At 31.8% G+C, this 22,360-nt stretch carries 25 protein-coding genes and 1 pseudogene; 15 read left to right on the forward strand and 11 right to left on the reverse strand.

Annotation, left to right across the window (positions count from 1 at the left end):
• The first annotated feature begins 39 nt into the window (after positions 1 to 39).
• From pgsA to K1X44_00995, 3 genes are read left to right on the forward strand one after another with little or no spacing between them, the layout of a single operon-like run.
• Positions 40 to 597: a CDP-diacylglycerol--glycerol-3-phosphate 3-phosphatidyltransferase gene (gene pgsA, locus K1X44_00985; protein ID MBX7145863.1), complete on the forward strand. Its 558-nt coding sequence runs from the start codon at positions 40 to 42 to the stop codon at positions 595 to 597.
• Complete coding sequence (gene moaD, locus K1X44_00990; protein ID MBX7145864.1) at positions 590 to 844, forward strand: molybdopterin converting factor subunit 1; 255 nt, start codon at positions 590 to 592, stop codon at positions 842 to 844. Before pgsA ends, moaD begins: the two co-directional genes overlap by 8 nt.
• Positions 845 to 1,321 carry a molybdenum cofactor biosynthesis protein MoaE gene (locus K1X44_00995; protein ID MBX7145865.1) on the forward strand — a complete coding sequence of 159 codons (477 nt, stop codon included), beginning with the start codon at positions 845 to 847 and terminating at the stop codon, positions 1,319 to 1,321. It begins immediately after the preceding gene.
• On the opposite strand, the gene K1X44_01000 is transcribed toward K1X44_00995, so the two are convergent.
• Complete coding sequence (locus tag K1X44_01000; GenBank protein ID MBX7145866.1) at positions 1,318 to 2,220, reverse strand: branched-chain amino acid aminotransferase; 903 nt, start codon at positions 2,218 to 2,220, stop codon at positions 1,318 to 1,320. The two genes, K1X44_00995 and K1X44_01000, sit on opposite strands and share 4 nt — an antisense overlap.
• A gap of 237 nt (positions 2,221 to 2,457) precedes the next feature.
• Here K1X44_01000 and K1X44_01005 point away from each other — a divergent pair, with 237 nt between their 5' ends.
• Positions 2,458 to 3,156 (forward strand): response regulator, encoded by a 699-nt coding sequence (locus tag K1X44_01005; protein ID MBX7145867.1) that lies wholly within the window; start codon positions 2,458 to 2,460, stop codon positions 3,154 to 3,156.
• Between the two features lie 116 nt (positions 3,157 to 3,272).
• Entirely contained in the window at positions 3,273 to 4,520 is a 1,248-nt protein-coding gene (locus tag K1X44_01010; protein MBX7145868.1) for a HAMP domain-containing protein, read from the forward strand.
• A gap of 10 nt (positions 4,521 to 4,530) precedes the next feature.
• Here K1X44_01010 and K1X44_01015 read toward each other — a convergent pair whose 3' ends face one another.
• The 5 genes from K1X44_01015 to K1X44_01035 form a co-directional block, all read right to left on the reverse strand.
• Complete coding sequence (locus tag K1X44_01015; protein MBX7145869.1) at positions 4,531 to 4,875, reverse strand: acyl-CoA thioesterase; 345 nt, start codon at positions 4,873 to 4,875, stop codon at positions 4,531 to 4,533.
• Between the two features lie 148 nt (positions 4,876 to 5,023).
• Complete coding sequence (phaP, locus tag K1X44_01020; GenBank protein MBX7145870.1) at positions 5,024 to 5,530, reverse strand: TIGR01841 family phasin; 507 nt, start codon at positions 5,528 to 5,530, stop codon at positions 5,024 to 5,026.
• Positions 5,531 to 5,703: 173 nt separating this feature from the next.
• Positions 5,704 to 6,528: a pyrroline-5-carboxylate reductase gene (gene proC, locus K1X44_01025; protein ID MBX7145871.1), complete on the reverse strand. Its 825-nt coding sequence runs from the start codon at positions 6,526 to 6,528 to the stop codon at positions 5,704 to 5,706.
• Between the two features lie 12 nt (positions 6,529 to 6,540).
• Positions 6,541 to 7,014 (reverse strand): YbjN domain-containing protein, encoded by a 474-nt coding sequence (locus K1X44_01030; GenBank protein MBX7145872.1) that lies wholly within the window; start codon positions 7,012 to 7,014, stop codon positions 6,541 to 6,543.
• 120 nt (positions 7,015 to 7,134) lie between these two features.
• Positions 7,135 to 7,380 carry an accessory factor UbiK family protein gene (locus K1X44_01035; GenBank protein MBX7145873.1) on the reverse strand — a complete coding sequence of 82 codons (246 nt, stop codon included), beginning with the start codon at positions 7,378 to 7,380 and terminating at the stop codon, positions 7,135 to 7,137.
• Positions 7,381 to 7,724: 344 nt separating this feature from the next.
• Here K1X44_01035 and K1X44_01040 point away from each other — a divergent pair, with 344 nt between their 5' ends.
• From K1X44_01040 to K1X44_01085, 10 genes are all read left to right on the forward strand, one after another.
• Positions 7,725 to 7,931 (forward strand): twin transmembrane helix small protein, encoded by a 207-nt coding sequence (locus K1X44_01040; protein MBX7145874.1) that lies wholly within the window; start codon positions 7,725 to 7,727, stop codon positions 7,929 to 7,931.
• Positions 7,932 to 7,978: 47 nt separating this feature from the next.
• Entirely contained in the window at positions 7,979 to 8,551 is a 573-nt protein-coding gene (locus K1X44_01045; GenBank protein MBX7145875.1) for a cob(I)yrinic acid a,c-diamide adenosyltransferase, read from the forward strand.
• A gap of 122 nt (positions 8,552 to 8,673) precedes the next feature.
• The gene (locus K1X44_01050; GenBank protein MBX7145876.1) at positions 8,674 to 9,426 is read left to right on the forward strand and encodes an electron transfer flavoprotein subunit beta/FixA family protein; all 753 of its coding nucleotides are present in this window, start codon (positions 8,674 to 8,676) and stop codon (positions 9,424 to 9,426) included.
• Complete coding sequence (locus tag K1X44_01055) at positions 9,423 to 10,355, forward strand: FAD-binding protein (protein ID MBX7145877.1); 933 nt, start codon at positions 9,423 to 9,425, stop codon at positions 10,353 to 10,355. Before K1X44_01050 ends, K1X44_01055 begins: the two co-directional genes overlap by 4 nt.
• A 12-nt stretch (positions 10,356 to 10,367) precedes the next feature.
• Positions 10,368 to 11,297 (forward strand): 3-hydroxybutyryl-CoA dehydrogenase, encoded by a 930-nt coding sequence (locus K1X44_01060; protein MBX7145878.1) that lies wholly within the window; start codon positions 10,368 to 10,370, stop codon positions 11,295 to 11,297.
• 165 nt (positions 11,298 to 11,462) lie between these two features.
• Positions 11,463 to 12,782 carry a sn-glycerol-3-phosphate ABC transporter substrate-binding protein UgpB gene (gene ugpB / locus K1X44_01065; GenBank protein MBX7145879.1) on the forward strand — a complete coding sequence of 440 codons (1,320 nt, stop codon included), beginning with the start codon at positions 11,463 to 11,465 and terminating at the stop codon, positions 12,780 to 12,782.
• A 53-nt stretch (positions 12,783 to 12,835) separates the two neighbouring features.
• A complete protein-coding gene (gene ugpA / locus K1X44_01070) occupies positions 12,836 to 13,717 on the forward strand; it encodes a sn-glycerol-3-phosphate ABC transporter permease UgpA (GenBank protein ID MBX7145880.1) in 882 nt (293 codons plus the stop codon).
• Positions 13,717 to 14,565 (forward strand): sn-glycerol-3-phosphate ABC transporter permease UgpE, encoded by an 849-nt coding sequence (gene ugpE, locus K1X44_01075; protein ID MBX7145881.1) that lies wholly within the window; start codon positions 13,717 to 13,719, stop codon positions 14,563 to 14,565. Before ugpA ends, ugpE begins: the two co-directional genes overlap by 1 nt.
• A 21-nt stretch (positions 14,566 to 14,586) precedes the next feature.
• Positions 14,587 to 15,648 (forward strand): sn-glycerol-3-phosphate ABC transporter ATP-binding protein UgpC, encoded by a 1,062-nt coding sequence (gene ugpC / locus K1X44_01080; protein MBX7145882.1) that lies wholly within the window; start codon positions 14,587 to 14,589, stop codon positions 15,646 to 15,648.
• Between the two features lie 257 nt (positions 15,649 to 15,905).
• Positions 15,906 to 16,628 carry a response regulator transcription factor gene (locus K1X44_01085; protein ID MBX7145883.1) on the forward strand — a complete coding sequence of 241 codons (723 nt, stop codon included), beginning with the start codon at positions 15,906 to 15,908 and terminating at the stop codon, positions 16,626 to 16,628.
• A gap of 20 nt (positions 16,629 to 16,648) precedes the next feature.
• On the opposite strand, the gene K1X44_01090 is transcribed toward K1X44_01085, so the two are convergent.
• From K1X44_01090 to K1X44_01110, 5 genes and pseudogenes are all read right to left on the reverse strand, one after another.
• The gene (locus K1X44_01090) at positions 16,649 to 17,293 is read right to left on the reverse strand and encodes a hypothetical protein (GenBank protein ID MBX7145884.1); all 645 of its coding nucleotides are present in this window, start codon (positions 17,291 to 17,293) and stop codon (positions 16,649 to 16,651) included.
• A 47-nt stretch (positions 17,294 to 17,340) separates the two neighbouring features.
• Positions 17,341 to 18,195: a squalene/phytoene synthase family protein gene (locus K1X44_01095; GenBank protein ID MBX7145885.1), complete on the reverse strand. Its 855-nt coding sequence runs from the start codon at positions 18,193 to 18,195 to the stop codon at positions 17,341 to 17,343.
• Positions 18,196 to 18,225: 30 nt separating this feature from the next.
• A pseudogene (gene secD / locus K1X44_01100) lies at positions 18,226 to 20,764 on the reverse strand (protein translocase subunit SecD).
• A gap of 49 nt (positions 20,765 to 20,813) precedes the next feature.
• Positions 20,814 to 21,185: a preprotein translocase subunit YajC gene (yajC, locus tag K1X44_01105; GenBank protein MBX7145886.1), complete on the reverse strand. Its 372-nt coding sequence runs from the start codon at positions 21,183 to 21,185 to the stop codon at positions 20,814 to 20,816.
• A 122-nt stretch (positions 21,186 to 21,307) separates the two neighbouring features.
• Entirely contained in the window at positions 21,308 to 22,360 is a 1,053-nt protein-coding gene (locus K1X44_01110; protein MBX7145887.1) for a peptidoglycan DD-metalloendopeptidase family protein, read from the reverse strand.

A 22,360-nucleotide genomic window follows, 5' to 3' on the forward strand; every position in this document is an offset into this window, starting at 1 on the left:
TAAGAATATAATATAATTTTTAATATTCTTATGTTTTTTATGAGCAATATACCCAATCTTTTAACTTTATTTCGTATTTTTTCTATTCCCTTACTTGTTATATTATTTTATATACCAGGCGACACTATACGTTGGCTTATGCTCCTTCTCTATATTATTGCATGTATCACAGATTATCTTGACGGTTATTTAGCAAGAAGTTGGCACCAAGTATCTGCATTAGGGAAATTCCTTGATCCCATTGCTGATAAATTGCTTATTGCAACTCTTATCTTAATGCTTACAGCTACAAATATAATTGAAAATTGGACAGTAATTCCTGCTCTTGTTATTTTATGTCGTGAAATCTTAGTATCAGGGCTCAGAGAATTTCTTGCCAATACACAAGTAACTATGCCTGTAAGTACCTTGGCCAAATGGAAAACATTAGCTCAAATGATTTCGCTTGGCTTTTTAATTATACAAAATATAACACCTGCTTTTTTGCATGTTAATCTTATTGGCCAAATTGGTCTTTGGATCGCTGCAATTTTTACTATAATCACTGGGTATGATTATTTAAAGGCAGGATTAAAATATATTAAAGCAAATGGTTAAAATTTTATATTTTTCTTGGGTTCGTGATAAAATTAACAAAGAACAAGAAGATATTTTTTTACCTAAAAATATTTTAACTGTTAAAGATTTATGTCAATGGCTTGTTAAAAACAATTCTTCTTATGCTACCATCTTTAAAAATACAAAACTAATTAAAGTTGCTATTAATCAAGAATACGCTTCTTTTAATGATTTAATTAAAGATACTGATGAAATTGCTTTTTTTCCTCCGGTTACAGGTGGATAAATGATTTATCTGCAAAAAAAGAATTTTAATTTTGGACAAGAAGTCAAAAAAATAATCGCCGATAACCATCAGATTGGCGCCGTAGTTAGTTTTTTAGGCTTAGTAAGGGATATGGCAACTAATCCCCAACTTATTTCTATGGTCATTGAACATTATCCTGGTATGACTGAAAAAAAAATAACTGAAATTGAAGCTTACGCAATCCAAAATTGGAAATTGTCAAAAAGCTTAATTATTCATCGTTATGGTATCTTACATCCAGGTGAACAAATTGTTCTCGTTGTAGCCGCAGCTGAACATCGACACACAGCATTTGAAGCTTGTCAATTTATTATAGATTGGTTAAAAACAGATGCACCTTTTTGGAAACTTGAAATAACAAATAAAACCAAAAATTGGGTAAAAGTACAAAAGCAAGATCTTCAAAAACGAGATACCTGGCTTTCCTTATCAAATGCAAAAACTGTAAAAAATTAAGCGGCCGTAGATACCGTTGACGGTATACTTCTAACCAATTTATTATAATCTTCCATTAATTGATGGGTTAATGATCCAACAGTAAACCGATAAGATCCTATTGATCCAATTGGTGTAACTTCAGCTGCAGTTCCAGTTAAAAAAGCTTCTTCTGCTTTTTCTAATTCTTCTGGCTTTATATATCGCTCAATAACTTTGATACCTCTTTTTTTGGCAAGTTCAATTACGGTTCTTCTTGTGATTCCATCAAGAAAACAATCAGCTATAGGTGTATGTAGATCGTCACCAAATCTAAAGAAAATATTGGCTCCTGTTGATTCGGCAATGTATCCTCGATAATCTAACATAAGAGCATCGGCATATCCTTGCTTTTCGGCGTCATGTTTACTCATAGTTGCAATCATATAAAGACCAGAAGCTTTACTTTGTGTAGGTGCAGTTTCGGGACTTGGTCTACGCCATTTAGCCATGTTTAAACGAATACCTTTGGCCTTTAATTCTGGAGAAAAATAACTTTTCCATTCCCATACAGCTATAGCCACATGTACCTTATTTGCCTGGCCAGATACACCCATCATTTCACTTCCACGCCACGCAACTGGTCTTATATAACAATCTTGAAGTGTTTGAGTTTTCATAACTTGCAATGTCGCTTCATTAATTTCTGTAAGAGAATAGGGTATTGAAAAACCCAAAATTTCTGCAGATTTAATTAATCTTTGACTATGTTCTGTTAACTTAAATATTCGACCATTATAAGCTCGTATACCTTCAAAAACCGCATCCGCATAATGTAAACCATGGGTAAGAACGTGAATTTTTGCATCACGCCACGGTACTAAATTTCCATCAAACCATATTTTACCGTCACGTTCATCAAAAGGTATTATTTCTGACATAATTTCCATCCCTAAATAATTTTGTTTTTATAATATTGATTATACTCTAAATATAAAATAATTGATAGGTTTTGCCTATGGCAAAAATTTTTGTTATTTTAAATTAACTAATCAATATTTTAATAGTTTTGCAATAGTAATTTTAATTTATAAATGATAACTTAAGTCAATATTTTTAAAGAGCAATATATTAATTTTCAATTTTATTTGAATATATATTATAAAAATTGAAACAGTATGAGCACAGAAATCAAACACATATTAGTAGTCGATGATGATACTCGCTTAAGAGAGCTTTTACAAAAATATCTTTTTAGTCAAGGATTTCACGTTTCAACTGCAGAGAATACTGTTCTTGCCAGACAACAAATAGAGAATTTATCTTTTGATCTTATTGTTTTAGACATTATGATGCCTGGTGAAGATGGATTAAGTTTGGCTCGTTTCATAAGACAAAAAAGTACAGTGCCTATTCTTATGTTAACAGCAATGGGAGAAGCTGAAGATCGTATAAATGGGCTGGAACATGGGGCTGATGATTATTTAACAAAACCTTTTGATCCTAGAGAATTAGTACTTCGTATTCGCACCATTCTTCGCCGTATATCACTTAATGAGAATAGTGTTGCAGACATTGCCAAAGTTGTTCGTATTGGAAATATGATATATGAAACAAAAAAACGTATACTACGTAATGGTGATAATGAAATACGTTTAACAAAAGTGGAGCTTGATCTTCTTGATATCTTAGTAAATCATATGGGACAACCAGTCAGTAGAGAATTATTATGCCAACAATCTTCAGAAGAAGCTGCCACAACGAGAGCTGTTGATGTTCAAATAACTAGATTAAGACGTAAAATTGAAAAAGATCCCCGTTATCCCCGATATTTACAAACTGTTCGAGGTCGAGGTTATTTACTTCAATCAGATTAATATTAGATTAATAATGTTAGATTAATATTGTGACACCAATTAAAATTTCTCGTTTTATTAATAGATCTCTACCACGTTCTCTTTTGGGTAGGTCTATTCTTATAATTGTAACTCCAATGATTTTATTACAGATTATTGCAACTTGGTTTTTTTATAATAGCCATTGGGATACTGTAACACGAAGATTAGCTAACAGTGTAGCTGGTGATATTACAACTGTTATTGATCTTATGGCAAAGGATCAAAATTCGGATAATTATAAAACACTTTTTACTATAGCAGATAAAAATATGGATTTATCTATGTATTTTATCCCCAAAGGTATTCTTCCAACTTCTATTGCTTTCTCTATGCCTGAAAATTTTGTAGATAAAAAATTTAATAATGCTCTATCAGAATACATTAATATTCCATTTCTTATTGATAGCAGATCAGAAGAAAAATCTATTGAAATAAGACTTCAGCTTCCAGATGGTCTTTTACACATCTCTACCCCACGTCGGCGTTTATTTAGTTCAACAACATATGTTTTTATTTTATGGATGATTGGAAGTTCTTTTATTTTATATGGAATAGCTATAACGTTTATGCGCAATCAAATTATTCCTATTAAAACTTTAGCTAAAGCTGCAGAAGAATTTGGGAAAGGTCGCGAAACAGAACCTTTCAAACCTAAAGGTGCAACGGAGGTCAGACAAGCTGCAACCGCTTTTAACCGAATGCGTGATCGAATTAAAAGACAAATTAACCAACGCACAGAAATGCTTGCTGGGGTATCACATGATTTACGTACTCCTTTAACGCGTATGAAATTACAATTGGCTATGGTTGAACAAAATCAAGATATTGATGGGCTTAAAGAAGATTTAAGTGATATGGAAAAAATGGTGGAAGAATATCTTGCTTTTGCACGTGGTGAAGGAACAGAACAATCTATTGCAACAAATATTAAAATTTTTTTGGAAGAATTTATTTCAGGATTTCAAAAACCTGATTATACATTAAAATTAACTATTGATGATGATACCATTTTACCTATTCGCAGAATTGCCTTTAAACGCTGTCTTACCAATCTTATTAATAATGCCCAACGTTACAGCAGGTATGTTATCATTACTTGCCAAAAAATAGGCAAAAATATAGATATTACTATTGATGATGATGGGCCAGGTATACCAGAGGAAAAGAGAGAGGAAGTATTTAAACCATTTTTTCGTTTAGAAAAATCACGTAATCTTCAAACAGGGGGGGTTGGATTAGGTTTAACCATAGCACGTGATATTATCAGAAGTCACGGAGGTGATTTGGTGCTGGATGATTCTCCGCAAGGTGGTCTTAGAGCTAAATTACGTATTCCTATATAATTTAAAATTTTTAAATTTCATTATTATTGATAATGGGAATTGGTTTACGGTCTGGCCCAATAGCTACAAAAACAAACCGTCCTTCTGTCACTTGTTCTTTTAAATGACTACCCTTACGTTCAACCATTGCTTCTACTTTAACTGTTACACTTGTTCGTCCGATCTTTTCTGTCAAAGCATAGCATACCAAGCAGTCCCCCACAAAAACAGGTTTATGAAAAACTATATTGTCTATAGCAACTGTTACAATATTTGTAGAAGAAAGTTTACGTGCATGCAAATAGGCTGCTAAATCCATTTGACTTAAAATCCATCCCCCAAACATATCACCATCAGGGTTAATATCTTTTGGCATAGCTACAACTTTAATGACAAGCTCTGGCTGTAACACAAAAATTCCTTTCTCTCAGTAAGTAAATTTACTTTTTACTTATTTAAATAATTTTTTCCATAAAAAATGGACCGTTATAAAAACGGTCCATTAAAATTGGTTTCAATTTTTATTATTTATGGGAATTCTTTTTAGAAAGAACTGTTTTTATTTCTTCAAGATTTTCTGAAAAGCGCTTTGTTAAAACATTTACTGCTTCGTTATTAGCTTTTTGTGCCATATCATTTAATTCACGTATATTAGATATAGCTTGTTCAAAAACCACTTTGGTATTTGCAATATGACAGGCTACTTTTTCTTCAGGTGAATGTGCAGAAATTAAATTCTGATTCATATGGTTAAGCTCTTCAATTGCATGCTGGGCTAGTTCCACTTGTTTTTGAACTAAAGCTTGTACATTTTGAAAAACCATTTGGTGTGCTGTTGTAATAGCTTCTGCATTACGGCGTTGTACTGATACAAAAGTATCCATATTAAACATAGATAAATTAGCTGGAGAAAAATAATTGCCAAATTCCCCAAAAGCACGATTGAATTCATTAAACATAGATGTAAAATCCATAGGCTGAGTAGAAAATGATTTAGTATCTTTTTGATAAGAATTTTGTGTTTTAGCCATGATAACTTCTCTTTATATTGGTAGGTGTTGGTTAATTACAAAATCACTATAACTCATTATTTGTTGCGATGCAACATAAAATTATTTCCCTTTAAAATCCGCCATTTTTAGAGAAACTCGTCATTTTTAAATTATTTTTTCTATTTATATTTTATATATTTTGCAATGCGATATTATTTTGAAAGATCAAAAGCTCGTTTAACTGCTTGATCAATTGCTTTTTCAATTATCTCTTCAAAATTACTTTCATGAATTAAATAATTTAAGGCAGCTTCTGTTGTTCCTCCGGGGCTTGTAACCTTTGTACGTAAATTCGCAAATGTTTCTAAAACTAATTCTTTAGATAAAAAGGCTGATCCAATTAAAGTTTTACGTACTAAATTTTCAGCCAAATCAAATGGAAGCCCTCCTTTAATTGCAGCTTTAATCATACATTCTGCTAAAAAAAATATGTAAGCTGGGCCACTACCACTTAATGCTGTAATTGGATCAAATAATGTTTCATTTTCAATCCAAATTACATCCCCTACAACTTTCAAAATTTTATCTGATATTTCCTGATGTTGCTTATTGACCCATTTGTTAGAACATAAAACTGTAATAGAAGATTGCACCAAAACAGCAATATTTGGCATCGCCCGTATTAAGGAAACTGGGGTACCCAAAATCCTTTCCATAAATTTAAACGTAATACCAGCTGCAATTGACAAAAAAGCTGTATCTTTATCAACAAATCTTTTATAGGAAATTAATACATTTTCAAAATGTTGTGGTTTTATTGCTAAAACAATAAGAGATGGTCTAAAATTATTTGGTATTGCGTCAGAATGTGAAAATATTTTAATCCCCTGATTAGACCACAAGGCAAGATCATTACAATGTGGATCAATAACAATAATTTTTGAAACATCAATAGTTTTTTGTTGTACCCACCCATGAAGCAAAGCTTGCCCCATTTTGCCACAACCAACTAAAACTAAATTAAAATCAAAACTCATTATATGTATAAATTATGCACTACCTACAACATCAAAGGCTGCCATTGTATAGGCATCATATGGTTTTTGATCAGACCATAAAACATATTGTAGCGCAGGATAAAAACGTTCCCATTCAATAAGAGCTGTATCAATAAGATCTTGGCAAAGTTCAACCCCCATATTTTTAACACCTTTTAAAAGTATTGTGTGACGAAAAACAGGAACCAACAAATCTTTATTTAAAGCAAAATGGCCTAACCATAATTTATGATTAATAATAGATACAAGCTCTATAACTTCAGGATATTTGTAATCAGGAATACATAGATCAGAAAAACTAGAAAATATTAGTGCTTCTAATTCTTGGTCCCAAACAAAATGCATTTTGTATTGACACCATTGGCCACGTATTTGTGCCGCTATTTCTTGCACATTGTAACGGTCAAATTGCCAACCATATGCTTCTATAACTTTTTCAACAATATTAATTGGATTAGAGTGCACTATTTCTCTATTATGATTTAACAAAACTACCTCTAAAATAATTAACCAAAGTTTTGCTAGTTTATAATTTTAATAGTAGGCGGTCAACAGTTTATCACTACATATAGTAGGTTATTAGAGTTATTTGAAATTTGTTTTTTCTAACTTATCTAAACGTTCTTTTAACATTTCTTGATCTGCACGAGCTTGCGCCACCATTGCCTTTACAACTTCAAATTCTTCTCGTTTTACATAATTTATTCGCATTAATAAACGTTCGACACAATCTTGAACCCATATTTCTAATTCTTGACGAAATGAGCTTAAACTGCCTAAAAATCCTGAAGCTACCCTAGACATATCTTCAAACCAATAGTTTTTATTCATAATATTATCTCCTTAGATTCTTAATAAAAGCTTCTTAACTTGAAAGTAAGAATTAATTTCTTATATAATTATTATATACAATTTAATAGTTGAGGGTGAATAAAATCATGAGCCCACCTGACCTTAAAAATTCTAAATACTGATAATCCTTGTAGTATTCCTTAAATAAATCTCCTAAGGAAAATTTTTCTGTTAGTTTTACAGAAAATAAAGATATATTTTTAAATTAACCCTACATAATATATGTAGGGTTAATTTATACTTACTATTTTATAGATTTAACTATCTGCCTATTTTATAATGATCTAACCTTAAAAGCATCTCTTATAATAATTAGAATGAATATGTTAAATAATTTTGTTTTTTATAGCTTGATTATTGTTATGTTTGCAACACTTATAGCCCTATTTTTAGGTATTTTTACAATGATCAAAGGTGGCGAAGTTTCAAAAAAATATGGAAATTTTTTTATGCGGTGGCGTGTTGGATTACAAGGATTAGCCATTGTTCTTTTTATTTTATTAATATTATTTAATATGAATACTCATTAAAAATAACTTATAACATAAAATCTTAATACGTTTGAACAAGGTTCATCTTGGTAAAACTTGACCGAATATATACTAAAGGTGGTGATAAGGGAAAAACCTCTCTAGGAAACGGTAAAAGAGTTTCAAAATATAATATACGAGTTATAGCATTTGGTTCTGTAGATGAAACTAACGCTGTTTTAGGACTGGCTCGCTTTTATAGTTATGCTCATCCTCAAACACAATTAAATCTTACTTATATTCAAAATGATCTTTTTGATTTAGGTGCCGATCTTTGTGTGCCAATAGAAAAAAACATAAGCGCAAAACAAAGATTACGTATGGCTGTAACACAAGTTACAAGATTAGAAAAAGAAATTGATCAAATTAATCTTAAACTTTCTCCTTTAAATTCATTTGTTTTACCCGGGGGATCTGAACTTGCATCTTACCTTCATTTAGCACGTACGCTGGTTAGAAAATCTGAAAGATATATATGTGCTTTAGCTGCAAAAGAATCTATTAATCCTGTAATATTGCAATATATGAATCGATTATCAGATTATCTTTTCGTTTTAGCACGTTATCATAATAATCTAGGGAAAGATGATATATTATGGAAACCTGGGGAAAACCGTTAAAATAAATTATATACATTTTAAGATTTTCTTGACATATTTTCAGAGGAAGCTTACTTTCCGACCGCAAAACTTAACCAAATTCATAGCAACATATAAATATCCAATTGGTAAGGCATCAATAAATGAAAATTCTGGTCCCAGTTAAACGTGTGATTGATTTTAATGTTAAAATTCGAATTAAATCAGATCAAAGTGGCGTTGAGACTACCAATGTAAAAATGTCTATGAATCCTTTTGATGAAATTGCTGTTGAAGAAGCAATTAGAATAAAAGAACAAAATAAGGCAAACGAAGTAATTTGTGTTTCTATTGGCCCCCAACAATCTCAAGAAACATTAAGAACTGCGCTGGCAATGGGTGCGGACCGCGCAATTCATATTGCTACAAATGAAGATTTAGAACCCTTAGCAATTGCTAAAATTTTACAAACCATCGCTCATAAAGAAAAACCTGAACTTATTATTATGGGTAAACAATCCATCGACGATGATTGTAATCAAACAGGTCAAATGTTGGCAGGATTACTTAATTGGCCTCAAGCTACATTTGCATCAAAAGTAAAAATTCAAGATCAGCATGTTGAAGTTACATGCGAAGTTGATGGTGGGCTTAGAACCTTGTTATGTAAATTGCCTGCTCTTATTACCACTGACCTTAGATTAAATGAGCCACGTTATGCATCATTACCCAATATTATGAAAGCAAAGAAAAAACCTTTGGAATCTATTTTTTTAAATGATCTTAATCTTGATCTTAAACCAAGAATACGTATTTTAACAGTAACTGAACCACCAAAGCGACAGGCAGGTAAACAAGTCAAAGATGTCGCCGAACTTGTTGAAAAATTAAAAAATGAAGCCAAGGTTTTATCATGACCGTTTTAATTATTGCAGAACATAACAATCAAACTCTTAAAGCTGCAACACTTAACTGCGTAACTGCAGCACAACAAATTGATAACAAAGTTGACATATTAATTATTGGATACAATTGCCAATCTGTAGCTAATCAAGCAGCTAAAATTAAAAATGTTAATAAAATTTTATTATGTGATGATATTTCTTATAAATATGGGTTAGCAGAAAATACCGCCGAATTTATTTCAACCTTAGCATCTTCTTATAACCACATTTTAGCCGCAGCTACAAGTTATGGTAAAAGTTACATGCCAAGATTGGCAGCCATGTTAGATGTTAGCCAAATTTCAGAAATCACTTCTGTACAAAGCCCTTCTGTTTTTACACGTCTTATTTATGCGGGTAATGCCTTAGCAACGGTGGAAACTCAAGATAAAATTAAAATCCTAACCGTAAGAACAGCGAGTTTTGAAGCTTTTATAGAACAAGCATCACCCGTTGCCATTGAAAAAGTAGAAACAAAACCTTCCCAATCTTTATCCCAATTTGTAAGCGAAGAATTAAGCAAATCAGAAAGACCAGAATTAAATTCTGCCAAAATTATTGTGGCAGGCGGACGTGGATTACAAAGTGGAGAAAACTTTAAATTATTAGAAAAGCTAGCAGATAGACTTGGTGCTGCTGTTGGAGCAAGTCGTGCTGCTGTTGATGCAGGTTATGTCCCTAATGATTATCAGGTGGGACAAACAGGTAAGGTTGTTGCTCCTGACCTTTATATTGCTGTGGGTATTTCTGGTGCTATACAACATCTTGCAGGCATGAAAGATAGCAAAATTATTGTTGCTATTAACAAAGACCCAGATGCCCCTATTTTCCAAATTGCTGATTATGGGTTGGTTGGTGATTTATTTGAAATTATTCCAGATTTTCTTAACAAACTTAACTAATAAGAGTTTATGATGAGCACTGTTTTACAAACCAATCATTTCAAAAATGAAGCAACTATCACCCCACTACCTATCCACACCATTGGGGTTATTGGTGCAGGACAAATGGGTACAGGTATTGCCCATGTTTGTGCACAAAATAATTATCAGGTTCAAATTATTGATACTAACCCAAATCAATTAAATAAAGTTTTAACAGCTATTGGATTAAATTTAGATCGCCAAATCAAAAAAAATATTATCAAACAAGACCAAAAAGAATCAATTTTAGAAAAAATAAAAATACATTCACAATTAAATTCCTTAAGTAAGTGTGATCTTGTTATTGAAGCTGCCACAGAAAATCCAGAAGTAAAATCAAAAATTCTTAAAGAAGTATGCTCTATACTTCCTGAGCATTCTATTATTGCAACTAATACTTCTTCTATTTCAATTACAAAACTTGCCGCTGTAACACAGCGGCCAGAAAAATTTATTGGAATGCATTTTATGAATCCAGTACCTATTATGCAATTAATTGAAGTTATTCGAGGATTGGGCACGGATGAAAAAACTTTTATTACTATCACACATGTTGCAGAAAAACTTGGTAAAACTTTAGCTATAGCCGAAGATTTTCCAGGCTTTATTGTTAATCGTATTTTATTACCTATGATTAACGAAGCTGTTTACACCCTTCATGAGGGTGTTGGATCTGTCGAATCAATTGATACAGCCATGAAATTGGGAACTAACCAACCTATGGGCCCATTAGAATTAGCTGATTTTATTGGTCTTGATACTTGTCTTTCTATTATGAAAGTTCTTTATGAAGGATTAGCTGACAGTAAATATAGACCATGTCCTTTATTGGTCAAATATGTTGAAGCAGGATGGTTAGGTAGAAAAACGAAAAAAGGATTTTATGACTATAGTACCGATAGACCTACCCCTACAAAATAATTAATTACCAATATTAAAATAATTATTTTTTCTTCTCCTTGATTAAAATTCAAAAAGATGATTAGAGTATATTAAATTAGATAAGATTCTTAGAATGAATCATTCTATAAATAAGTACATAGAATAATTCATTCAAGGATGTATTTATTATTAAAGGGGAGTTTCATGTCTTTTAAAATATTACGTCATATTTTTATAAGTTCTATTTTATTTGGGTTTAGCCAAACAGCATTTGCACAAACTGAAATTCAGTTTTGGCATGCCATGGGTGGTGAACTTGGTGATAAAGTTAACAAAATGGTTGAAGGCTTTAATGCATCACAAAAAGAATATAAAGTTATTCCTGTTTATAAAGGCAATTATGCCGAAACTATGACGGGGGCTATTGCTGCCTTTCGTGCTAAACAACAACCACATATTGTGCAAGTATTTGAAGTAGGGACAGCTACAATGATGGCTGCCAAAGGGGCCATTTATCCCGTTTACAAATTAATGCAAGATACACAAGAATCTTTTGATCCTAAATCTTATTTATCCCCTGTATCAGGATATTATAGTGATAAAGATGGTCATCTTCTTTCTCTACCTTTTAATAGCTCTACCCCAGTTTTTTATTATAATAAAGATGCGTTTCGCAAAGCTGGGTTAAACCCAGATCAACCTCCAAAAACTTGGTCAGAGGTTGGTGAATATGCAAAAAAAATTCAAGCTGCAGGTTATCCTTGTGGTTTTACAGTTGGTTGGCCATCTTGGACACAACTTGAAAATTTCAGTGCATGGCATAATTTACCTATTGCAACTAATGCCAATGGTTATGCTGGATTAAATACAGAATTACTTCTTAATAAACCAGCCCAAATTAAACATATTGCCCAATTGGCAGAATGGCAAAAAAGTAAAATTTTTGATTATGGTGGTCGGGGTGATGACAGCACACCAAAATTCTACAGTGGTGAATGTGCCATGTTTATGACAACATCAGGTAGATATGGTGGTGTCAAAAAAAATGCAAAATTTGATTTTGGCGTGGGAATGATGCCTTATTGGTCTGATATCACTAAAACTCCACAAAACAGTATTATTGGTGGGGCAACATTATGGGTTTTAAATGGCCATAAACCAGAAGAATATAAAGGCGTTGCAAAATTCTTTACTTATCTTTCTTCACCTACAGTTCAAGCAGATTGGCATCAATTTACAGGATATCTTCCAATTACTAAAGCTGCTTATGAACTTACAGATCAACAGGGTTTTTATAAAAAAAATCCTGGAACTGATATAGCAATTAAAGAAATCACTAATAAAGAACCTACAGAAAATTCTAAAGGTTTAAGAATGGGTAATTTCGTACAAGTTCGTGAAGTGATTGAAGAAGAACTAGAAGCTGTATGGTCTGGCAAAAAAACTGCCAAACAAGGATTGGATGATGCTGTTAAACGCAGCAATGAATTGTTACGTCAATTCCAATCCGCTAATGCTGAATAAATAATTTATATAGGTTGCTCTATTTTTAGAGCAACCTATAATAGTTTTATATCATGCATAAAAGGGTAACTTTTTCAAATTGGCTACTAGCAATTTTTCTTGTTTTGCCACAGCTTTTAGTTACATTAATATTTTTTATTTGGCCAGCAGGACAAGCATTATATCAATCCGTATTACGTGAAGATGCTTTTGGTCTGAAAAGTCAATTTGTTGGTTTAGATAATTTTATTTATCTTTTCCATGATCAAAATTATCTTTATTCGTTATCGATAACTTTATTTTTTAGTTTTATTACGACATTACTATCCATGGGATTAGCTTTAATTTTTGCAACTATGGCAGATAAAACAATTAAAGGCACAAACCCATATAAAATTATTTTAACATCTGCATACGCAATCGCACCAGCCATTTGTGGAGTGTTATGGTGGTTTTTATTTAATCCAACCATTGGTCTTTTAGCTTATTCATTAAAGTTCATGGGGTATCCATGGAATCATTATTTGAACGGAACTGATGCTCTTATCTTAATTGTAATAGCCGCTGGTTGGAAACAAATAAGCTATAATTTTCTTTTCTTTTTAGCTGGTCTTCAAGCTATACCACGTTCATTAATCGAAGCAGCAGCCATTGATGGTGCATCTCCTATAAGACGTTTTTGGAATATCATTTTTCCCCTTTTATCTCCAACAACATTTTTTCTTTTAGTCATTAATCTTGTTTATAATTTTTTTGAAACTTTTGGCATTATTCATGCAACAACCAAAGGTGGTCCAGCTAAAGCTACAGAAACTTTGGTGTACAAAGTTTTTAATGATGGCTTTATTGGCCTTAATTTAGGAAGTTCAGCTGCCCAATCAGTTATTTTAATGATTATTGTATGCTTTCTTACTTTTTTACAATTTAGATTTATCGAAAAAAGAGTCCAATATTAATGGTAGAAAATCGCCGCTGGCATAATTTAATTACTCATTTAGTTCTGCTCCTGGGCGGGTTTATTATTGTCTTTCCTATTTGGATTGCTTTTGTTGCGTCAACCCATTCTTCAGATGCTTTTACATCTGGATTAATACCTTTACTTCCAGGAAATCAACTCATTGATAATTATTCAAATCTTTTAACCCATGGCATTAACAATGCTGTTGGGGGCCCAGTTGCAAAAATGCTTTTTAATAGTTTAGTTATGGCGCTTCTTATTGCATTTGGAAAAATTATCATTTCGTTTATGTCTGCTTATGCTATCGTTTATTTTCAATTTCCTTTCAGACGTACCGTTTTCTGGTTAATTTTTCTAACTCTTATGTTACCTGTTGAAGTACGTATTATTCCCACATATAAAGTGGTTGCTGATTTAGGTATGTTAAATTCTTATGCAGGTCTTTCTATTCCCTTAATTGCATCAGCTACAGCAACTTTTCTTTTTAGACAATTTTTTCTAACTGTCCCCGATGAATTACTTGAAGCAGCACGAATTGATGGTTCCGGTCCATTACAATTCTTATTTAATATTTTGCTTCCTCTCTCTCGTACAACTATTGCTGCCTTATTTGTTATTCAATTTATTTATGGTTGGAATCAATATTTATGGCCTTTACTTATTACAACCGATGAATCTTTCTACACAATTGTTATGGGTATTCAACGTATGGTCACAGTATCTGATAGTGACCCACAATGGCATATGATTATGGCTACCGCTATATTGGCATTACTTCCCCCTTTAGTAGTCGTAGCTCTCATGCAAAAGCTTTTTGTTAAAGGTCTTGTAGAAATAGAAAAGTAAATTTTTAAAATAAGGTGTATTATGGGTACTATTGATATTCAAGAGGTTAAAAAAAGTTATAACAATCACCCTGTGATTCATGGGTTAACAGTAGGAATCCAAGAAAGTGAATTTATTGTTATAGTAGGTCCATCAGGATGTGGAAAATCAACACTTCTTCGTATGGTCGCTGGGCTTGAATCTATAACATCGGGTAACATAAGCATTGGTAATAAAATTGTTAACAAACTTGAGCCTAAAGAACGTAATATCGCAATGGTATTTCAAAATTATGCGCTTTATCCACATATGACTGTTTTTAATAATATGGCTTATGGCTTAAAAATTGCAGGGACACCAAAAAAAGAAATCATAAATAGGGTTAACCAAGCAGCAGATCTTTTAGGTATTAATACTTTATTAAATAGAAAACCACGAGAACTTTCCGGAGGACAGCGCCAGCGTGTTGCAATGGGACGTGCCATTGTTCGGCAACCAACAGCTTTTCTTTTTGATGAACCCTTATCTAATCTTGATGCAAAATTAAGGGTTCAAATGCGAATTGAAATAAAAGAACTTCAACGTAGACTCAAAACTACTACTCTCTATGTAACACATGACCAAATTGAAGCCATGACTTTAGCTGATCGTCTCATTGTTATGAACAATGGTTTAGCTGAGCAAATTGATACGCCTCTTAATATTTATCAAAAACCATCCACAATTTTTGTTGCAGATTTTATTGGATCGCCTTCTATGAATCTTTTACCCAGTATAACAAACCAAACCGGCAACCAATTAATTTGCTATGGAAATACAATACCTTTATTAAAACCAGTCAATGCTAATCAAGAAATTATTCTTGGCATACGACCAGAACATTTACGTATTGTTAGAGAAAATTCAGGTTTTTTTAATCTGACAATAAACTTAATTGAAACGTTAGGATCAGATACGTTGATTTATGGTAATCTTGATCATCACACACGTCTTGTAGCTCGGGTTCCTGCTAATCAAAATTTAACATTAGGACAAAAAATAGGTTTAGATACATCATTAGATCATTTCCATCTTTTTGATAAAAAAACCCAAAAAAGAATATAAGATTATTTGTTTAACAAACTAATTTTCTATTTTTTAAACCTAATTGAATTTTATTTGCTTATTTTATAAATAAATATATGAATATTATATGAAATTAATTTTATATGAAATAAAATTTCTAAATCTAATAAATTCAATAAATATTAACAATTTGTTAATAAATCTTAATAAAAATTGCAAAAATTAACCAATATGATAAGCTAGACTATAAGATTAATTATTAAACATTCAATAAACTAAAATCTGGAGGAAAGATCATGCGTGTATTGCTGGTCGAAGATGATCCATCAACAGCCCAAACCATACAATTAATGTTACAGGCAGAAAGTTTTGTTGTTGATACAGCTGGTCTTGGGGAAGACGGCTTAGAAATTGGTAAAATCTATGATTATGATTTAATTCTTCTTGATCTTATGCTGCCTGATATGGACGGTTATGAAGTTTTAAAACGTTTACGTGCAGCAAAAATTAATACACCTATTTTGATTTTATCTGGACTAAGTGAATTAGATAGTAAAATCAAAGGATTAGGTTTTGGTGCTGATGATTATTTGACTAAGCCTTTTGATAAACGTGAATTAATTGCCCGTATTCATGCCATTGTACGTAGATCTAAAGGTCATTCAGAATCAATTATTAAAACAGGCAAATTAGTTGTCAACCTAGATGCAGGGACAGCCGAAATGAATGGGCAAATTATTAGCTTAACAACTAAAGAATATGCCATTTTGGAATTATTATCATTACGCAAAGGTACCACCTTAACCAAGGAAATGTTTTTAAATCATTTATATGGTGGTATGGATGAACCAGAATTAAAAATTATTGATGTGTTTGTGTGCAAATTACGCAAAAAACTTGCTGATGCATCTGGTGGTAGCAATTATATTGAAACTGTTTGGGGACGTGGTTATGTTCTTCGTGATCCAGATGAAAATACAGAAAAAGGTAAAGAGGCTTTACAAAAAAAGGTTGGTTAATATTGCTTATTGTTTAAAAGTTATGAATCATTTGATATAGAAGGTAGTATAATCTTCAATAAAATTGCTTTTTCATCTATTTCATAATTTGCTTTACCTAAAAATTTATTAATACAATAATTTAATAAGAGAAGTGGTAAAGTTCTTGGTGTAAGATTGCTAGAATTATTATATATAACGTCATGAATTTCTGGATTTAATTTTATTACATTATTTTGTGATTGCACAAACAAAACATTTTCTTTAGTTTCAGTACTAAATTTTACTATTATTGTACCACCTCTCGGTAATGCTTCAGCACATATCATAACTGCCAACAAAATAATCTTCCCATTACCTGGTGCTAAAACTTTATCCAAATCTATTTGCCAATCAAATACAATTTTGTTTTCAGTGTAAAGTTCTTGTGCATAATTCAGTAAATCTTTTGATCCCGTAGGCTTTTCTGCTCCTGCTGATCCAAACGCAAAACGAAAAAATTGCAATAAAGCCATAGCCCGTTTAGAACTTTGTGTTAAAAGATTTGCAACTTGTAAAACCATTTCTGTATCACCATCTTCTATCAATTCAACGCCATTAGCAATCGCAGAAATAGGATTAATCAAATCATGACAAAACCTAGATGCTAATACTTCTGTCATTTTTTCAGAATATTCAAAAGACATACCTATAATCCTTGTAAATTATAATTTATTATATCTTAGTAAAAATTTTAGAAAAATAAATATTTATTCTTACCAAAGAAAAAAAATTTTCGATAGCACAACCATAAAAGAGGGTAAATTTTATTTTTATTCAAATTTGGGTTCAAGATATTGTAACGAAAACACTTTAAACGTTTAATATAATATTCGGCAAGATAACCAATAAAAAAAGCGGGCATATTATCCTTCGTTATAAATGATCTGTATTCTCTAATTTTTATTAAATATTCTTCTGCATTATTTACCATTTCATGAGCTAAGTGAATTAAAGAATGTGACGACGTACAATCAGTTAAATTTTTTACATCAACATTCCAAAAGGATAATCTATCCTGGGGCAAGAAAATTTTATCTTGTTTTAAATAATGAGCAAAAGATCTTAATAATCCTATTATGACCCAAGCTATACCCATATTATCAGAAATATGTTTAAGTGGCTCTTTAAAATTTTGGTGTAAAATATATAAAGTTAATATAATCAATGGTGATGATGTATCACGCGCATAATCAATAAATTGGTTTGTTGTTTCAAAAACATTTAATTCTATACCTATCTTTCTTGCTGTAAAAATTTGTGTAAATAAATTTTTAGGTAAAAAAAATTCTTTTATAATTACTTTTAAAGATCGAAGTAGAGGTGTTGGCGGAATAAATTGATCATCTTTATATATATAATCAATTTGGTCCTGCCACCATTGTATTTTAATCAGACTAATTAATGGATCTTTTACTGATGTTGTTATGTATGCAATTTCATAATTAAAATTGTATAAAATAGCTAGTGGTTCTCGAAATTTAGATTTTACAAAAAGTATGGTTAAATATCTATCATAATCATTTTTTTTTAAAAGTGATAACCACAAATATTCAACCCTCAATGTTTTGATTAATCATTAAGTAGAAAGCTGAGACTGATTTTCTTTCTCTTTTATAAATGTATTGGGCCTTAAACGCATATAAAGTAAAAGAGGTGTCGCAACGCATATAGATGAATATGTACCAATAATGATGCCCCAAATAAGCGCTATAGAAAAGCCATATAATACCTCCCCACCAAAAATATAAAGCGCAATAACTGAAAGAAGTGTTAAACCACTCGTCATTATTGTACGTGATAAGGTATGATTAATAGCAAGGTTAATCAAATCATATAAAGGCATCGTTTTATAACGTTTTAACTCATCACGTACCCGATCATAAAGGACAACAGTATCGTTTACTGAAAAGCCCGCTATTGTTAAAATAGCCGCCACAGTATTTAAATTAAATTCCATACCTGTTAAAGAAAAAAGACCCACAATGGTAATACAATCGTGAAATGTTGCCAAAATGGCATTAATTGCAAATTGCCATTCATAACGAAACCAAATATAAATTGCAATACCAACAAGTGCTAAAAAGGTTGCCAAGGTTGCAGTTTGAATTAATTCCCCTCCCACTTTAGGACCTACATATTCTGTTCGTCTAATTTCAACTGTATCACCTAAAATATTTTTAACTTTATCAATAAGTTGGGTTTGATTTTCATCTTCATGTTGTATTGGCAATCTAATCAAAATATCTTGGGGTGATCCAAATTGTTGGAGCGTAACCTCTCCCATATTTAAATTAGTAAATTTTTCACGCATTTGTGCAAGATCTTCGGCTGTTGATGTGCGCACCTCTAAAAGAAGCCCACCTGCAAAATCGATGCCGTAATTTAACCCTTTAGTAAACACAAGAATAAAAGAACCTACAGTCATAATAACAGAAAGACAGAAAAGTAATTTATGAAATCTCATAAAATTAATTTTTGTACCTGCAGGTATAAGATGAATACCTCTAAACACTTGATTTACTCCATCAATATTAAATTGGTAACGATTTAGGCCGTGCTCTTTTATACCAAATAGCGATCATTAATCTTGTTACCATAACAGCTGTAAACATAGAAATAATGATCCCTAAAGAAAGGGTAATCGCAAAACCTTTCACAGGCCCAGATCCAAGCATAAAAAGAATAACTGAAGATAATAATGCACTAAGGTTAGCATCCAAAATCGTTCTTTGCGCCTCTTTAAATCCATAATCTAGAGCTGTTGCAACCCCTCTTCCATTACGTGCTTCTTCTTTCATTCTTTCAAAAATCAAGACATTAGCATCGACAGCCATCCCCATAGTTAGCACAATACCGGCAATACCAGGCAGCGTTAAGGTTGCACCTAATAATGATAGACTCGCTAACAATAAGATACCATTTAAAATTAACGCAATATTCGCAAATAATCCAAAAATACTATAAAAAAGAAACATAGCACCCACAATTAAAACCACAGCAATAATACATGCAAGTTTACCAGCTTGGATTGAATCTGATCCGAGATCTGCCCCCACTGTTCTTTCTTCAACAATTTTTAAAGGTGCAGGTAAAGCGCCAGCCCTTAAAAGGAGTGCTAATTCTTTAGCAGACTCGGTCGTAAAATTACCAGATATTACACCACTACCTCCTAAGATTGGTTGTCTAATAACAGGTGCACTAATCACTTTACCATCTAAAACAATAGCTAATCTTTTGCCTACATTCTCTTTCGTTGCATCACCAAAACGTCTACTTCCTAAAGAGTTAAATTCAAAATATACAACTGGCATGTTTTGATCAAAACTTTGCGTTGCATTAACCAAATCTTCACCTCCAACAATAATTCGTCTTTGAATTACCTCAAAAGCATTTCCACCAGATCGTTCATTTTCTGCAACTGGAAGAAGTTCAGAACCCGCAGGTAATTGTCCTGCTTTAGCCATTGCGGGAGAAATTGTTTCATCAACTAATTTAAAAGCTAATTTTGCTGTTTTCCCAAGTCTTGATTTTACTTGCTCGGGATTGCTAACTCCTGGTATTTGCAAAACTATACGGTTATCACCCTGACGAATAATGGTAGGTTCTGTTGTACCTGTTTCATCTATGCGTCTTCTGACAATTTCAATCGATTGTTCAACGGCTTGGGTTTGTAAATTTTTAAGACTATCTTCATGAAATTCTAATTCTATCAAACCACTTTCACCAACCTTTAAAGTCATGTCCTTAGTTATATTAGCACTGGCTAATATATCACGAATTGCAGATATATTACCTGTATCACGTGGTTGAAAAGTAATACTATTATCTTTAACACCTAAATCTGTATAACCTATATTTTCTTTGCGCAACGCAGTTCTAACATTATCTACAACATTTAAAAGTCGATCACGAATAAGAGTTTTTGTATCTACTTCCAATAATAAATGTGATCCACCTTGCAAATCTAACCCAAGAGAAATTTGTCCTTTAGGTAACCATCCAGGAAGTGACGCAATAATATTACGTGGAAACAAATTAAGTCCAGCAACAAAGCATCCGATGACAATAATAAAAATTATAAGAATAATTTTCCAAGGTTCAAAATGAAGACGCATAACATACCTTAATTCATTATCTAAAAATTAGTATTTTATTGGATAAAAATTATACTTTTTCTTCTTTTACAGTTTCATTTTGTGCATCATTTTTATCTTTTTCTGATTGATTTAGAACCTCACTTACAGCACCCCTGGCAATACGTATTTTGACACCTTCAGCAATTTCTATTTGTAGCTCTGTATCACTTATAATTTTACTTACTTGGGCAATAATACCACCAGAAGTTAAAATTTTATCACCTTTACGCAAATTTTGGATCAATTGTTTATGATCTTTCATTTTTTTTTGCTGAGGACGAATAAGTAAAAAATAAAAAACTACAAAAATAAGAACAAGAGGTAACAATTGAACTAGAAAACCACCACTACCTGATGCAGCTGTCGCAGTTGTTTGTGCATATGCTAATGAAAATATCATAAAGAGCTCCATTTATAATTTTATCCTTCTTGACTATAAGCAGTGGCTTCATGAATTGCAACCTTTGCTTATTAATTTTTTACCTAAAATTAAATATTATACCTTCAATACAATTAAACACCTTATTGTTTTATATTTTCTGCTGAACTAACTAAAGCAGGTTGTTTTTTTAAAAATTCTAGAGGATTAACAGCATTTTCACCTTGTCTAATTTCAAAATGTAACTGTGGCTTTGATACATATCCCGTTTTACCAGCTTCAGCAATAATATCACCTCTTTTAACTATATCATCTACTTTTACTAATAAACTCTTATTATGCGCATAAGCTGTAATCCAATTATCTGCATGACGAATTAAGACAAGATTACCAAAACCTTTTAATTGATTACCTGCATAAGCAACAATCCCCCCTGCAGAAGCTTTAACAGCTTTCCCTTCTTTTACTTCAATATTAATTCCGTCATTATAAGCACCATTTTTTTTAGGTCCAAATTCTGAAATAGTTTTTCCTTCTATCGGCCAAAAAAACTCTAATTTTTCTTCTTTAACTTTTAGATTATTATCCATTATTTTTTGTTCTGATGCTGATATCAAATCATCTTGTTTGGGCATTTCCTTAACAGGAAGCAAAACCATAGCCTTTTCTGGCTCTTGTAATTTAAACTCACTAGATAAATTTTTACCTTCATATGAATTAGAAACCGTATTTTTGTTTTCTGATTTTTCGGATAGAAATTGCATTCTAGGAATATTTATCGAAGCTTCTTCTATTTTATCATTTTTATTTTGGGTATTGTTTTTTTCATCAGATAATGGCTGAATTTCGGCAACTATTCTATCTACTACATGGGCTTGGGGTAATTGTGTTATAGATACAGAAGATTTAGGAATAATAAGAGATTGGCCAACGTAAAGACGAAAAGGTGGTTTTAATTGATTGGCTTCTATTAATTTTTGTTTGGAAATTTTATAATAATTAGATAAACCATGAACTGTGTCCTTAGCTTTTACTTTATACATAATGGGGGTACCAATTACAATTGGCTCAGCGCTAGCTAAAGGTACAGGTGGTACATTCTTCGTATATTTGTTTAATGGATTGCACGCGACTAAAAAACAAAGAAGCAATATAAATAATAAATAGCCCGATAAATAATTTCTTTTCGTTATCAT

This window comes from Alphaproteobacteria bacterium, from assembly GCA_019695395.1.
In the GTDB taxonomy this organism is placed as follows: domain Bacteria; phylum Pseudomonadota; class Alphaproteobacteria; order JAEUKQ01; family JAIBAD01; genus JAIBAD01.

Coding starts and splice junctions, on each gene's coding strand:
- K1X44_01055 (MBX7145877.1), top strand. CDS start 9,423: ATGACCGTTTTAATTATTGCAGAACATAACAATCAAACTCTTAAAGCT.
- ugpA (MBX7145880.1), top strand. CDS start 12,836: ATGCATAAAAGGGTAACTTTTTCAAATTGGCTACTAGCAATTTTTCTT.
- K1X44_01035 (MBX7145873.1), bottom strand. CDS start 7,380: ATGAATAAAAACTATTGGTTTGAAGATATGTCTAGGGTAGCTTCAGGA.
- proC (MBX7145871.1), bottom strand. CDS start 6,528: ATGAGTTTTGATTTTAATTTAGTTTTAGTTGGTTGTGGCAAAATGGGG.
- moaD (MBX7145864.1), top strand. CDS start 590: ATGGTTAAAATTTTATATTTTTCTTGGGTTCGTGATAAAATTAACAAA.
- pgsA (MBX7145863.1), top strand. CDS start 40: ATGAGCAATATACCCAATCTTTTAACTTTATTTCGTATTTTTTCTATT.
- K1X44_01005 (MBX7145867.1), top strand. CDS start 2,458: ATGAGCACAGAAATCAAACACATATTAGTAGTCGATGATGATACTCGC.
- phaP (MBX7145870.1), bottom strand. CDS start 5,530: ATGGCTAAAACACAAAATTCTTATCAAAAAGATACTAAATCATTTTCT.
- K1X44_01110 (MBX7145887.1), bottom strand. CDS start 22,360: ATGATAACGAAAAGAAATTATTTATCGGGCTATTTATTATTTATATTG.
- K1X44_01015 (MBX7145869.1), bottom strand. CDS start 4,875: ATGCCAAAAGATATTAACCCTGATGGTGATATGTTTGGGGGATGGATT.
- K1X44_01000 (MBX7145866.1), bottom strand. CDS start 2,220: ATGTCAGAAATAATACCTTTTGATGAACGTGACGGTAAAATATGGTTT.
- K1X44_01040 (MBX7145874.1), top strand. CDS start 7,725: ATGTTAAATAATTTTGTTTTTTATAGCTTGATTATTGTTATGTTTGCA.
- K1X44_01010 (MBX7145868.1), top strand. CDS start 3,273: ATGATTTTATTACAGATTATTGCAACTTGGTTTTTTTATAATAGCCAT.
- K1X44_01060 (MBX7145878.1), top strand. CDS start 10,368: ATGAGCACTGTTTTACAAACCAATCATTTCAAAAATGAAGCAACTATC.
- K1X44_01090 (MBX7145884.1), bottom strand. CDS start 17,293: ATGTCTTTTGAATATTCTGAAAAAATGACAGAAGTATTAGCATCTAGG.
- K1X44_01050 (MBX7145876.1), top strand. CDS start 8,674: ATGAAAATTCTGGTCCCAGTTAAACGTGTGATTGATTTTAATGTTAAA.
- yajC (MBX7145886.1), bottom strand. CDS start 21,185: ATGATATTTTCATTAGCATATGCACAAACAACTGCGACAGCTGCATCA.
- ugpE (MBX7145881.1), top strand. CDS start 13,717: ATGGTAGAAAATCGCCGCTGGCATAATTTAATTACTCATTTAGTTCTG.
- K1X44_00995 (MBX7145865.1), top strand. CDS start 845: ATGATTTATCTGCAAAAAAAGAATTTTAATTTTGGACAAGAAGTCAAA.
- K1X44_01085 (MBX7145883.1), top strand. CDS start 15,906: ATGCGTGTATTGCTGGTCGAAGATGATCCATCAACAGCCCAAACCATA.
- ugpC (MBX7145882.1), top strand. CDS start 14,587: ATGGGTACTATTGATATTCAAGAGGTTAAAAAAAGTTATAACAATCAC.
- ugpB (MBX7145879.1), top strand. CDS start 11,463: ATGTCTTTTAAAATATTACGTCATATTTTTATAAGTTCTATTTTATTT.